13 protein-coding genes are annotated in these 13,675 nt (G+C 55.4%); 4 read left to right on the forward strand and 9 right to left on the reverse strand.

The window, feature by feature from the left end; translation table 11 throughout:
* Positions 1-232 precede the first annotated feature (232 nt).
* The gene (locus tag M989_RS19495) at positions 233-1,453 is read right to left on the reverse strand and encodes an MFS transporter (RefSeq protein ID WP_064548026.1); all 1,221 of its coding nucleotides are present in this window, start codon (positions 1,451-1,453) and stop codon (positions 233-235) included.
* 174 nt (positions 1,454-1,627) lie between these two features.
* Between M989_RS19495 and ushA the strand changes: the two genes are divergently transcribed.
* Positions 1,628-3,280, forward strand: coding sequence for a bifunctional UDP-sugar hydrolase/5'-nucleotidase UshA (ushA, locus tag M989_RS19500; RefSeq protein WP_064548028.1), 1,653 nt, complete (start codon positions 1,628-1,630; stop codon positions 3,278-3,280).
* 98 nt (positions 3,281-3,378) lie between these two features.
* On the opposite strand, the gene ybaK is transcribed toward ushA, so the two are convergent.
* From ybaK to copA, 4 genes are all read right to left on the reverse strand, one after another.
* Positions 3,379-3,858, reverse strand: a complete 480-nt coding sequence (gene ybaK / locus M989_RS19505) for a Cys-tRNA(Pro)/Cys-tRNA(Cys) deacylase YbaK (RefSeq protein ID WP_035891819.1) — start codon at positions 3,856-3,858, stop codon at positions 3,379-3,381.
* A gap of 202 nt (positions 3,859-4,060) precedes the next feature.
* Positions 4,061-4,855, reverse strand: coding sequence for a TraB/GumN family protein (locus M989_RS19510; protein WP_064548030.1), 795 nt, complete (start codon positions 4,853-4,855; stop codon positions 4,061-4,063).
* A 72-nt stretch (positions 4,856-4,927) separates the two neighbouring features.
* Positions 4,928-5,764, reverse strand: coding sequence for a lysozyme inhibitor LprI family protein (locus M989_RS19515; RefSeq protein ID WP_064548031.1), 837 nt, complete (start codon positions 5,762-5,764; stop codon positions 4,928-4,930).
* Between the two features lie 183 nt (positions 5,765-5,947).
* On the reverse strand, positions 5,948-8,449 hold the full coding sequence (copA, locus tag M989_RS19520) for a copper-exporting P-type ATPase CopA (RefSeq protein WP_064548033.1): 2,502 nt from the start codon (positions 8,447-8,449) through the stop codon (positions 5,948-5,950).
* A 95-nt stretch (positions 8,450-8,544) separates the two neighbouring features.
* Here copA and cueR point away from each other — a divergent pair, with 95 nt between their 5' ends.
* Complete coding sequence (gene cueR / locus M989_RS19525) at positions 8,545-8,955, forward strand: Cu(I)-responsive transcriptional regulator (protein WP_064548035.1); 411 nt, start codon at positions 8,545-8,547, stop codon at positions 8,953-8,955.
* A gap of 3 nt (positions 8,956-8,958) precedes the next feature.
* On the opposite strand, the gene M989_RS19530 is transcribed toward cueR, so the two are convergent.
* Together M989_RS19530 and M989_RS19535 are read right to left on the reverse strand one after the other, a co-directional pair.
* Positions 8,959-9,420 carry an NfeD family protein gene (locus M989_RS19530; protein ID WP_064548037.1) on the reverse strand — a complete coding sequence of 154 codons (462 nt, stop codon included), beginning with the start codon at positions 9,418-9,420 and terminating at the stop codon, positions 8,959-8,961.
* Positions 9,417-10,334: an SPFH domain-containing protein gene (locus M989_RS19535; RefSeq protein ID WP_064548038.1), complete on the reverse strand. Its 918-nt coding sequence runs from the start codon at positions 10,332-10,334 to the stop codon at positions 9,417-9,419. The genes M989_RS19530 and M989_RS19535 overlap by 4 nt, the downstream gene beginning before the upstream one ends.
* 125 nt (positions 10,335-10,459) lie before the next feature.
* Here M989_RS19535 and fetA point away from each other — a divergent pair, with 125 nt between their 5' ends.
* Entirely contained in the window at positions 10,460-11,131 is a 672-nt protein-coding gene (fetA, locus tag M989_RS19540) for an iron efflux ABC transporter ATP-binding subunit FetA (RefSeq protein WP_064548040.1), read from the forward strand.
* Positions 11,124-11,909 (forward strand): iron efflux ABC transporter permease subunit FetB, encoded by a 786-nt coding sequence (fetB, locus tag M989_RS19545; protein WP_064548042.1) that lies wholly within the window; start codon positions 11,124-11,126, stop codon positions 11,907-11,909. Before fetA ends, fetB begins: the two co-directional genes overlap by 8 nt.
* 74 nt (positions 11,910-11,983) lie before the next feature.
* Here fetB and M989_RS19550 read toward each other — a convergent pair whose 3' ends face one another.
* Positions 11,984-12,838 carry a co-chaperone YbbN gene (locus tag M989_RS19550; RefSeq protein WP_064548044.1) on the reverse strand — a complete coding sequence of 285 codons (855 nt, stop codon included), beginning with the start codon at positions 12,836-12,838 and terminating at the stop codon, positions 11,984-11,986.
* A 59-nt stretch (positions 12,839-12,897) separates the two neighbouring features.
* Complete coding sequence (locus tag M989_RS19555; protein WP_064548046.1) at positions 12,898-13,665, reverse strand: SDR family oxidoreductase; 768 nt, start codon at positions 13,663-13,665, stop codon at positions 12,898-12,900.
* Positions 13,666-13,675 lie beyond the last annotated feature (10 nt).

Below are 13,675 nucleotides of genomic sequence, written 5' to 3' on the forward strand. Positions count from 1 at the left end.
TGGTCCCATTTTTGGCGCAGAGTGTCGCAACAGCCTGAAAACCAAAAAACCTCGTAATAGTTTATGACAATTTCCACTATTTTGTTTGTGAATAATTCTTGAATTTAGCTAAAAAATTGAATTTTTAAGAGTAAATGGCACAAAAATGAAAGTTGAATATGAGAAGTCAGAGACGACGCGCGGTAGCGGGGAGAAAGGTGGCAGCCAAAATGAAGGTTTGGCTGCCCGGAATTTAGTGTTTTTGGCGGTTATCAGGTAAGAATATGGTCAACATACCAATAAGTGGTAGGAAAGCACATATTTTATAAACCAACTCGATACTGGTATGGTCGGCCACCAGCCCCAACACGGCGGCGCCAAGGCCACCCATGCCGAAAGCGAAACCGAAGAATAGCCCGGAAACCATACCGATACGCCCCGGTAATAGCTCCTGCGCGTACACCAGAATGGCAGAAAACGCCGAGGCGAGGATAAATCCAATAATCACCGTCAAAATTCCGGTCCACCAAAGGGTCGCGTAGGGTAAAAGGAGGGTAAACGGCGCGACGCCGAGGATAGAGCCCCAAATCACATATTTACGGCCAATTTTATCACCTACCGGCCCGCCAATGACGGTCCCTGCGGCAACCGCAAACAGGAAGGCGAATAAGTGAATCTGCGCGTTTTGTACCGATAATCCGAATTTTTGCATCAGATAAAAGGTGTAGTAGCTGCTAATGCTCGCCATATAGAAGTATTTCGAGAAAATCAGCATCAGCAGGATGCAGACGGCAAGAATCACTTTGTTTTTCGGCAGCGGATTGATAATCGCAGCTTTCGGTTTACCTTTCGCCATACGGTGCTGTGCCGCGTACCAGCGGCTGACCTGCGCCAGCACAACGATAGCCAACAGCGCCGCCAGCACGAACCAGGCTACGTTGCCTTTCCCGTACGGCGCAATGATAACCGCCGCCAGCAACGGCCCTAGCGAACTGCCGAAGTTACCGCCCACCTGGAAGATTGACTGCGCCAGGCCGTGACGGCCACCGGAGGCCATTCGCGCCACGCGGGATGATTCCGGATGGAACACCGAGGAGCCGGTACCCACCAGCGCGGCGGCCAGTAGCACCGTACCGAAGCTGCCCGCCAGCGCCAGCAGCACCAGCCCGCTCAGGGTAAAGCACATGCCCACCGGCAGCGACCACGGCATCGAACGCTTATCGGTGATGTAGCCGATGACCGGCTGGAAGAGGGATGAGGTGAGCTGGAAGGTGAGGGTAATCATCCCAATCTGCACGAAGGTCAGAGAGAATTCGGACTGCAGCAGCGGATAAATCGCCAGAATCAGCGACTGAATCATGTCGTTGAGCAGGTGGGAGAGACTGATCGCTCCCAGAATACCGAATGAGGTACGGCCCTTTTGCGAAGACGCAGATGGGCCAGGCCGCGTAGGGCTGGTTTCAGTGATTGCCATAGATTCCACTTATATTTGGTAGTGCGATGTTGGAGATAAACGCTTTAATAATAATTATCAGACTAAGATACCTGTCTAAGACGTTTGAAGGAAGTCTCATTTCTGAAAACAAATTAGACTAATATTTCATAGCGTTGTAATTTCTGCGGTTGTTATTCACTCAGGGAGAGAAACATGCAATTCGTCAAACGAGGCGTGGCGCTGGCGATGCTGACGGCACTGTCGTTAGTCAGCCTGCCTTCACAGGCTTATCAGCAAGATAAAACGTATAAAATCACCATTCTGCATACCAACGATCACCATGGGCACTTCTGGCGCAGTGAATACGGCGAGTACGGTCTGGCCGCGCAAAAAACGCTGGTCGACGGCATTCGTAAGGAAGTCGCGGCGGAGGGCGGCAGCGTGCTGCTGCTGTCGGGCGGCGATATTAATACCGGGGTACCCGAATCGGACCTGCAGGACGCTGAGCCAGACTTCCGCGGCATGAATCTGGTGGGCTACGACGCGATGGCTGTCGGCAACCATGAGTTTGATAACCCGCTGAGCGTGTTGCGTCAGCAGGAAAAATGGGCCAAATTCCCGTTCCTCTCCGCCAATATTTACCAGAAAAGTACCGGTGAACGCCTGTTTAAACCGTGGGCGATCTTTAAACGCCAGGACCTGAAAATTGCCGTTATCGGTTTAACCACCGATGACACCGCCAAAATTGGCAACCCGGAATACTTCACCGATATTGAATTCCGCAAACCGGCGGAAGAAGCGAAGCTGGTGATTCAGGAGCTCCAGCAGAAAGAGAAGCCTGACCTGATTCTGGCCGCGACCCACATGGGCCACTACGATAACGGCGAACACGGTTCAAACGCGCCGGGTGATGTCGAGATGGCGCGCAGCCTGCCGACCGGCGCGTTAGCGATGATTGTGGGTGGTCACTCACAGGATCCGGTGTGCATGGCTTCGGAGAATAAAAAGCAGGTCGACTACGTGCCGGGCACCCCGTGTGCGCCAGATAAACAGAACGGTATCTGGATTGTGCAGGCCCATGAGTGGGGCAAATATGTGGGCCGCGCCGATTTGGAGTTCCGCAACGGTGAGCTGAAAATGGTGCACTATCAGCTGATCCCGGTGAACCTGAAGAAGAAAGTCACCTACGATAACGGGCAGAGTGAGCGCGTACTTTACACGCCGCAAATTCCGGAAAACCCGCAGATGCTCTCGCTGCTGACGCCGTTCCAGAGTAAAGGCAAGGCGCAGCTGGAAGTGAAAGTGGGCAGCGTGAACGGGCATCTGGAAGGCGACCGCAGCAAAGTTCGCTTCGTGCAGACCAATATGGGTCACCTGATTCTGGCAGCGCAGATGGCGCGTACCGGCGCCGACTTTGGCGTGATGAGCGGCGGCGGCATTCGTGATTCCATTGAAGCGGGAAATATCACCTACAAGAGCGTGCTGAAGGTGCAGCCGTTCGGTAACGTGGTGGTGTATGCCGATATGAGCGGTAAAGAGGTAGTGGAGTATCTGAGCGCCGTGGCGCAGATGAAGCCCGATTCCGGCGCTTATCCGCAGTTTGCCAACGTCAGCTTTGTGGCGAAGAACGGCCAGCTTCAGGACCTGAAAATCAAAGGCGAACCTGTCGACCCGGAGAAAACCTATCGTCTGGCGACGCTGAGCTTTAACGCTACCGGCGGTGACGGCTACCCGAAAATCGACAACAAACCAGGGTATGTGAATACCGGGTTTATCGATGCCGAGGTGCTTAAGCAGTACATTGAGCAGAACTCGCCTCTGGATGTGAATGCTTACGAACCGAAAGGGGAAGTGAGCTGGCAGTAAGGTTTTGAACGGTTCCCGGCGGCGCTTCGCTTGGCCGGGCTACATGTAACAGGGTAGCCCGGCCAAGCGAAGCGCCGCCGGGGAAACCGGCTGCACGATTAATCCCGTCGCGCAATATCCGCAAACGTCGCGCCAAGAATTTTCGCTAAATCACCCGCCGCCAGCTCAATATCGAGCCCGCGTTTGCCGCCTGAAACATAAATCGACGCAAATTCCTGCGACGGCGCATCAATCACCGTGGGCAGACGCTTTTTTTGCCCCAGTGGGCTAATGCCGCCGACCAGATAGCCGGTGACGCGCTGGGCCACCATCGGATCGGCCATATCGACTTTTTTCGCCCCTAAAGCCTTCGCGACCTTTTTTAAATCCAGCTGCCCGGCGACCGGCGTGACCGCTACGGCCAGCTGTTTCATATCGCCGTTCATCGCCACCAGCAGGGTTTTGTAAACCTGGTCAGCGTTCAGTCCTAATTTACGCACCACCTCATCACCAAAGTTCGTTTCATTCGGATCGTGATCGTAGGTATGAATGCTAAACGGGATCTTGTTCTTTTCGAGTAGCTTAACTGCGGGAGTCATAACGTTCCTTCTTACTACAGACAGGGTATGCAATCAGCATACGCCTTAAAACGAACTAAAAAATAGTACAATCTTGCGCAATAGGTATTGGCAGTTGCAGCAACTTTGAGCGACAATCGGAAGATCCGGAGTGATAACTTCGGGATAATAATAATGATGAAATTCCTCTTTGACGGGCCAATAGAGATATTGGCCATTTTTTTTATTTCAGCATCTCCGGCAGATTGCCTTCGCCATACAGATGTAGCGCCCCTACGGCGACCACATAGCGCCCCGGCGGCAGCGCCAGCAGCGCGTCGCGCCAGGCTTCATTACGTTTCACCATCAGCACATCATACAGCGACCGACTAAAGGTATTGGGCAACGACGTCCTGCCGTTCGTCGGCGGCTGCTCAAGCCACCAGCCGATCATCACCTGTAACAGTCGTGCGTTGGTGTGCCAGTGCGTCAGCGTATCGTCGAGCAGCGCCATGCCGCCGTCGGGCAACTGGCACAGAAGGCTGACCTGGCTGTCTGCGCCCTCCAGTTCCTGAACCGGCAGCGACGCCGCGCGCGCAGCCTGCAGCAGCTGATAATCAATGCCGTAGTCTGGCCGTAACCCCAGCCGCTGCGCCTGGGTGGCTTGCAGCACCATCGCTATCTGCCATAACGGCTGATTATCAAAGCGGACCAGCGACATTCCCTGCGCGCTGACCCGTTTTTCCAGTTCGCTCAACTGCTCGGCACTCAGGCGCTCAGCTAGCGGCGGGTATTCCGGCAGATTGCTGAACGGTGTTTCGCTGCCGGAAATATCGGCTTCGACAATCAGCGCGTCGGCTTGACGCAGTTTCTTCATGAGTTTTGCAGGCAGGGGAGACATATCACGTGTCCCCATATGAATGCTGCCAACGAGATGCAGATGGCGGCCACCGGGCAGCGACACGTCGAGCGCTGGCCAGCCGTATGGCGAGCCGCGTAGGGTTCGCCATAGACGTTGTAGTTGATTGAACAGAGTCATCCGCGCTCCCTGGAAGGAAAATTCCATGCTAGCGCGATGTACCTGAGGGTGCAATGTAGCGAGGGGCGGATATTAATCCGACATACCGTACCCATCTCCACCCAGCTGCTCGATACGTGAAAGCGTCATCTTGTTCTGACACTCGTATATTCTAATGCGGGTCTCGGTCGGAAGGGCTTTTGATTGGGCATCGCTGAGTTTACCGCACTGAGTGACTTTTGAAGCGACCCAGGCCTGCTGTTCTTTCTTCATCCCGGAACGAATGGAGTCCGGGAGCGCCGCCCATATTCTGTTAAGCTCAATGTCATTTTGTTTATATTTACCTTCGCTATACGAAACATCTAACTGATTCTGTTTCTCTATTAAACGATCTTTCTTAACGGCCAGTGTAGCCATATTATACATTGAGTCAGATAATGCATTGGTGCTATTCCAACCACTTACAATAATATCTTTATTATTGTCGGCGAACTGAATTTTATAGCTTATTTTTTTCCAGATGATTTTATTGTTAAGCATCTGGCTATTGCCCTGATTAATATATTCAAGGTTGTTCGGCAGTGCTTTCAGTAGCTCAAGCGTATTTGTCGGGATACCGAACGAGACTTTAGCGACACAGTTAGCTGTATTATTATCGCTTTGTTGCGTTTCAGTGAGCACATTCTCTAGCTGGATGGGAATGGCTTGTAGCTGCTTTTCATAATCAGCGAGCGGAATTTTGAAGAAAATGTCGGGTGTTTTGATATACCTATCCTGTAGCTGGCTTAGGGCATCGTTATATACCCATTCCTTAAATGCGGCTATCGAATTATCATTTCCGCATTTTAATTCAGGAGCTGAATCAAAAAGCCCTGCATAAGAGGAAAAAGATGCCGAGAGAACAACAAGCGCTAGCGCTTTTCTTATCATAATAAAACATCCTTGTATTATTGGAGTGGTGAATAATTCAGGCGACCAACATCATTTAATAATACACGGGGTTTTATTTACATGGAATCTTTATTTGCAGGAAATACCGTGGTAATAGTATTCGCGCATTGAATAAAAAGGCAGGCGGTATTATACCGTCTGCCTATAAAATCGCGTGAAAACCTACCGTTTCGGTTTAAATCGCAGCAATCGGTTGGCGTTGCTTACTACCGTAATAGATGAGAGCGCCATCGCCGCCCCGGCAACGACCGGGTTGAGCAGCGTACCGGTCAGCGGCCAGAGGATCCCCGCAGCAATCGGAATGCCCAGCGAGTTATAGACAAAGGCACCGAGCAGATTCTGCTTCATGTTGCGCAACGTGGCGCGGGAGATCGCCAGCGCATCGGCAACGCCCACCAGACTGTGGCGCATCAGCGTAATCGCCGCGGTTTCAATCGCCACATCGCTGCCGCCGCCCATCGCAATACCGACGTCGGCCTGCGCCAGCGCCGGGGCGTCGTTGATACCGTCGCCGACCATCGCCACTTTTTGGCCCTGCGCCTGCAGGTCCTTAATCGCCTGCGCTTTACCATCCGGCAGTACGCCGGCAATCACTTCATCAATGCCCGCCTCTTTGGCAATGGCGTTAGCGGTTACCGGGTTATCACCGGTCAGCATCACCAGTCGATAGCCTTCTTTATGCAGTCGCTGCAAGGCGGCAACGCTGTCGCTACGCAGCGGATCGCGAATAGCGAACAGCGCGGCGGCTTGACCATCAATGGCGAGCAGTACCGGCGTGGCTCCCTGAGCTGCCTGCTGAGCCAGTTCGTTATCCAACTTGCGGGTATCCACCTGCTGTTCGTGCATCAACGCCTGGTTGCCCAGCAGCAGCGAGTGTCCTTCGGTTTCGCCGCTGACCCCCAGCCCACGTAGCGTGCGGAACGCGGTGACCTGCGGCAGCGTGTTATCGGCGGCTTTCTCCAGGATAGCGCGTGCCAGAGGGTGGTTCGAACCTTGCTCCAGCGCGGCAGCCAGGCGCAGCGCGGTCGATTCACCGATTGCGCCGAGTGTTTTCACCGCAACGACCTGCGGTTTACCTTCGGTCAAGGTACCGGTTTTATCAAACACCAGCGTGGTCAGTTCGCTGGCGCGCTGTAGCGCGTCGGCATCGCGGACCAGCACGCCGTACTCTGCGGCGCGACCGACACCGGCAATAATCGACATCGGCGTTGCCAGACCCAGCGCACACGGACAGGCGATGATCAGCACCGTGGTAGCGATCACCAGGGTGTAGACAATCTGCGGCACCGGGCCGAAGAAGTACCAGATGGCGGCGCTGAAAATGGCGATCGCCACCACCACCGGCACGAACACGGCGGAGATTCTATCCGCCAGCTGGCCGATTTCCGGCTTGCTGCTCTGCGCCTGGCGCACCATTTTGATAATACGCGACAGCGTGGTATGGCTACCCACGGCGCTGGCGCGGAACAATACCGAGCCGTCCTGCACCACCGTACCGGCATGAATGCTGTCGCCGTCGCCTTTCTGCTGCGGAATCGGCTCGCCGGTGAGCATGGCTTCATCAAACCAGGCTTCGCCCTGGCTGATTTCACCGTCGACAGGAACCCGGTCGCCGGTGGCTAAGCGCAGGATCATCCCCGGCTGTACGTCGGCGAGCGGCACGGTTTTTTCACCGTCGTCGGTAACGACCCGCGCGGTGGGCGGCGTCAGGTCGAGCAATTTTTCCAGCGCCCGGGACGAACGCTGGCGCGCTCGCGCTTCCAGCATATGGCCAAGGTTAATCAGACCAATAATCATGGCGCTGGCTTCGTAATAGAGGTGGCGGGCTTCCATCGGGAACCACTGCGGCCACAGGTTGACGCTCATCGAATACAGCCAGGCGACACCGGTACCGAGCGCCACGAGGGTATCCATCGTCGCGGTACGGTTCTTCAGGCTTTTCCATGCGCTGGTGTAAAAATGACCACCAGCAAACACCATCACCGCCAGGGTGACGAGGCCGATAACCAGCCACAGCGAGCGGTTGTCGTCGGAGACCATCATATTGTCGCCGATCATGCCCCAGACCATGACTGGCACACCTACCAGCAGGGCGACGATCGCCTGCCAGCGAAAACGTTTCATGGTCGCCAGCGCGGTTTCCTGCTGACGTTCGCGGCGTTTAATATCGTCTTCAATGGCTTCCGCGCCGTAGCCGGCTTTCTCTACGGCCTGGACTAAATCGCTGGCGGACGCATGACCCATGACCAGGGCCGTGCGCTCCGCCAGGTTTACCCGTGCCTGGACCACGCCCGGTACCGCCTGCAAGGCATTCTGGACCCGGGAAACGCAGCTGGCGCAGCTCATACCGTTGATCAGCAGCTGTTGGCTGTCATCCAGTTCCTGTGCTGCCGGAAGCTCAGGGGAGGCCGCTGTCAGTGCTTCCGACGGGAGTGATGACTCTGCCAGCGGTTTAGCCTTTGGGTGGCTGAGCTCCGCGCCGTAACCGGCTTGTTTGATGGTGTCAATCAACGCCTCGGCGCTCGCGCTGCCGGTAACGTGCGCCGCATCGATGGTCACTTCCGCATGGTCAACGTCAGGACGCTGCTCCAGGCTCTCCTTCACGCGTTTGACGCAGTGGCCACAGGACAGACCGTCCAGCGCCAGATCGATAGTTTGAGACATATTCCTCTCCTCAATTGATGGGTGACCAAATTCATCTTTTGGTCTACAGTGAGAAAGGTTAAACCTTCCAGCAAGGGGAAGGTCAAGGGGGAAACGTGAATATCAGTGATGTTGCCAAAAAAACCGGTTTGACCAGCAAAGCCATCCGCTTTTATGAAGAGAAGGGGCTGGTGACGCCGCCGCTGCGCAGCGAGAACGGCTACCGCAGCTACACGCAAAAGCATCTGGATGAGTTTACGCTGCTGCGCCAGGCGCGGCAGGTTGGGTTTAATCTGGAAGAGTGCGGCGAGCTGGTGAATCTGTTTAACGACCCGAAACGCCACAGCGCCGACGTCAAAGCCTATACGCTACAGAAAGTGGCGGATATTGAGCGCCACATCAGCGATCTGCAGGCGATGCGCGAGCAGCTGCTGTCGCTGGCGGCATCCTGCCCGGGAGATGACAGCGCCGACTGCCCGATTATTGATAATCTCTCCGGCTGCTGCCATCGTAAAGCCCAGGCTTGACGACTAACGAGGAGGGGAGAGCCTGATACGCAGGACGATCCCTTCCACCGCAATCACCTCAACGTTGCTGCCCGCGGGCAGATCCTCGTCGGCGCGGACCGGCCACGAACTGTCGCCGACGCGCATATGGCCGCGTCCGTTGACCAGCGCGTTGTCTAAGGTAAACCGCTGCCCCAGCAACTGCTGTCCACGCTGGTTAAGCTGACTTTCCGCCGGGCGCTGCCTGTCGCCCCGACGGGTGAGCCACTTCCACCACAGCCAGGCCGCCAGTAGCGTCAGCACTGCAAACAGCGCGCCCTGCCATGCCCAGTCGACCGGCAGCACCCAGGTTATCAGCCCGGTTGCCGCCGCGGCCACGCCGCTCCACAGCAAATAGCCGCTACCGCCGAGCATTTCTGCCGCCAGCAGCAGGCCGCCGAGGCTCAGCCAGAAGATGTGTGGGTGCGCCAGCACCAGCGCGATCATGATGATTTCCGGTCGCGGCTGCTGTCTTTAATCAGCTCGGCAACCCCGGCGATAGACCCCATCAGGCTGCTGGCATCCAGCGGCATCATCACTACTTTGCTATTATTCGCCGAGCCAATCTGCTGGAGGGCATCGGTGTATTTTTGCGCCACAAAGTAGTTAATCGCCTGAATATCCCCTGCGGCAATCGCTTCAGAGACCATTTTGGTGGCGCGCGCTTCCGCTTCTGCGGAACGCTCGCGGGCCTCTGCCTGCAGGAACGCGGACTGACGCTCGCCCTCGGCGGTGAGAATCTGCGCCTGTTTTTCACCTTCGGCTTTGACGATCTGCGCCTGGCGGATCCCTTCTGCTTCCAGGATATAGGCACGCTTGGTACGCTCGGCCTTCATCTGCGCGTTCATCGCGTCGATAAGCTCTGCCGGTGGGCGCACGTCGCGAATCTCAATACGGGTGATTTTAATCCCCCACGGATTGGTGGCTTCGTCGACAATATGCAGCAGGCGGGTATTGATGTTATCGCGCTGGGAGAGCATTTCGTCGAGCTCCATGGAACCGAGCACGGTACGAATGTTGGTCATCGTCAGGTTGATGATCGCCAGTTCCAGGTTGCTGACCTCGTACGCCGCTTTTGGCGCGTCGATCACCTGAATAAAGCACACGGCGTCGATGGCGACGTTGGCGTTATCTTTAGAGATAACTTCCTGCGATGGGATGTCGAGAACCTGCTCCATCATGTTGATTTTGCGGCCAATACGGTCCATAAACGGCACGACAAGACTTAAGCCAGGATGCAGGGTTTTGGTGTAGCGGCCAAAACGTTCAACCGTCCACTGATAGCCCTGCGGCACGATTTTGACACCCGCGGCAACCACCACCAGGGCGACAAAGATAAGAATAGGGATAAATACCAGCATAAAACCTCCTGTTTTACTCTCCATAACGTCAACAAGTATATCGGCTATGGCGGTGAAATTCGCCCCCTGAAATTAATTGGGGTTACACTAAAGAGATAAAAGAAAAAACGGGACAAAGAAAGGCAATGACGGAAAATAGCGCGATTTTACAGCTTAAGCAGGTGAGTTTTCATATTGGCGAGAAAACGGTCCTTGATAATATCAACTTCAGCGTGGCCCCCGGAGAATTCAAGCTGATCACCGGCCCATCAGGCTGCGGCAAAAGCACCTTATTAAAAATCATCGCTTCGCTGCTTTCGCCGAGCAGCGGGCAGATTCTGTTTACCGGACAGGATATTAACAGCCTGACGCCGGAAGCCTATCGCCAGCAGGTTTCTTACTGCGCGCAAACCCCCGCGCTGTTTGGCGATACGGTTTACGACAACTTAATTTTCCCCTGGCAAATTCGCAACCAGCAGCCGGAACCGGATCGTTTCCTGGCCCAGCTGTCGCGCTTTGGGCTGACGGAAGACACGCTGTCGAAATCGATTAATGAACTGTCGGGCGGGGAGAAGCAGCGCGTTTCGCTGATTCGCAATCTGCAATTTTTGCCGAAGGTGTTGTTGCTCGACGAAATTACCAGCGCGCTGGACGAACAGAATAAAAACAACGTGAATGACATTATTCATCAGTACGTACGCGAACAGAATGTTGCCGTGCTGTGGGTTACTCACGACCAGGATGAAATTCGCCATGCGGATGAGGTGATTACGCTGCCATCCCACCCGCAGAGCGTCAGGGAGTCACATCATGAATAACGAACATATTATTACTAACGAATCGCTGGCGCTGTCGATGGTGCTGGTGCTGGTGGCCATTGTGGTGAGCTATCGGGAAAAGCTGGCGCTGGAAAAGGACATTATCTGGAGTATCTGCCGGGCGGTGGTGCAGCTGGTTATTGTCGGCTACGTGCTGAAGTATATCTTCAACGTCAACCACGCGGTGTTGACGCTGCTGATGGTGCTGTTTATCTGCTTTAACGCCGCCTACAACGCGCAAAAACGCAGTAAGTACATCGATAAAGCCTTTGTCTCCTCGTTTATCGCCATTACCAGCGGGGCTGGGCTGACGCTGGCGGTGCTGGTTTTCTCCGGCTCGATTGCTTTTGTACCGATGCAGGTGATCCCTATCTCCGGGATGATTGCCGGTAACGCCATGATTGCGGTGGGGCTGTGCTACAACAACCTCGGCCAGCGCTTTAGCGCCGAGCAGCAGCAAATTCAGGAAAAACTGAGCCTGGGGGCGACGCCGAAAATGGCCTCCGCGCGATTGATTCGCGAGAGCATTCGCGCATCGTTGATCCCAACCGTGGATTCGGCGAAAACCGTGGGGCTGGTGAGCTTACCGGGGATGATGTCGGGGCTGATATTTGCCGGTATCGATCCAGTGAAGGCGATTAAGTATCAGATTATGGTCACCTTTATGCTGCTTTCTACCGCCAGCCTGTCGACCATTATCGCCTGCTACCTGACCTACCGGAAGTTTTACAACGCGCGTCACCAACTGGTGGTGACGCAGTTGAAAAAGCGTGCGTAGCGCACATTGAAACGAAGGCCGGATAGCGGCGTGACAGCCCCATCCGGCCTACAAGATCAAGATAACGTTCGCGGTTAGTACAGTAGCGAATACAGCTGACGACGGTACTTCGACGCCAGCGCATCACCGGTGCCGAGCGCCGCCAGAATTTCCTGCAGCATTTTGCGCGCCTGACCGTCCGCCGCGCCTAAATCTTTGCGCAGATGGCTGAACAGCAGCTCCAGCGCCTCTTCGTTTCGCCCAACCTGATGCAGCTGAAGCGCCAGCTTCGAGGCCAGCGCCGCGTCGTCCGGGTTCTGCTCAACCTGCTGTTGCAACTGCTGAATTTCCGGCGTATCCGCCGCTTGCTTCAACAGCTCAATCTGCGCGACCAGCCCCTGATAGCGGGTATCCTGATCCTGCATCGGAATAGTTTTCAGCACCGCTTCCGCGTCTTCAGAGCGATTGAGCGCAATCTGCGTTTCCGCCAGCAGCAGGCCGATCTGGCTGTCCTGGCCGGAAAGCTGCCAGGCGTCTTTCAGCAGCGGCAGCGCTTCGGCGTGCTTGCCTTCCTGAATTAGCGCCAGCGCTTCCTGCGCCTTAAGCTCTTCTTCACGAGGAAGCACTTTATCGAGCAGTGCGCGAATGGCCTCTTCCGGCTGCGGGCCCTGGAAACCATCAACCGGCTGGCCGTTCTGGAACAGGTAGACGGTTGGGATGGCGCGCAGGCCAAACTGTGAGGCGACCATCTGCTCGGCATCGCAGTCGACCTTCGCCAGAATAAACTGACCGTTATACTGCGCCGCCAGATTTTCCAGCACCGGCGTCAGCTCCAGGCAGTGCTGGCTACGCTCGGACCAGAAATAGAACAGCACCGGCGTGGCAACGGATTGTTCCAGCGTCTGGTGCAGGTTAGCTTCAGTAATGTTTACGATATTCTGTACGGACATGAGTCATTCTCTGTAGTCGGTTTATATTCGAGATGGGGACAAAAGGGCACGCTTCAACGTTATCCCTGCAGAATTTTGTCCATTGCGCGCCCCGGCAGCAGGCGTTTTAGCCAGCATACGGCATGGGTGACCAGGGTGACCGGATAGCGTAATTTCGGCTTATCGCTGATAAAGGCGTGACGTACTTTTTCAACCACCGCGTCCGGGCCGAGCGTAAAACGAGCCGCAATACCCGGGTTTTCCACCGCCTGGTCGCTGGTCTGATTGACGTTGTCGGTAAAGCGGGTGCGAATCGGGCCGGGTTCGATCAGGCTGACCTTGATGCCAGAGTGGCGTAGTTCCATGCGCAGCGCGTCTGACCACGCCTCCAGCGCATATTTGCTGGCTGCGTAGGCACCGCGGCCCGGCGTGGAAATCAGCCCCATCACCGAGGATGTCATCACGATTCGCCCCTCTCCGTGGGGCACCATGGCGGGTAGCAGGCGCATGGTCAACTGATGGGCGCCAAAGAAATTGGCGGAAAACTGCTGCTCCATCTGGTCGCGGCTGATGCTGGTCAACGGGCCGTAGACGCCATAGCCGGCGTTGTTAAACAGGCCAAACAGGCGATTATTCGTGAGCGCGATAACTTCTTCGGCGGCGGCATCAATGCTCTCCGGGGTATCGAGATCGAGCTGCACGCCGATGAAACCCATGCCGTTCATCCGTTTCACATCCTCAGGTTTACGGCAGGCGGCGAGCACGCGAAACCCCTGGCGTTTCAGTTCAAGCGCGCTTTCCAGGCCAATTCCGCTGGAACATCCTGTAATTAAGACCGATTTTTGCATAACTTTACCT

This window comes from Kluyvera georgiana ATCC 51603 (genome assembly GCF_001654985.1).
Lineage (GTDB): Bacteria > Pseudomonadota > Gammaproteobacteria > Enterobacterales > Enterobacteriaceae > Kluyvera > Kluyvera georgiana.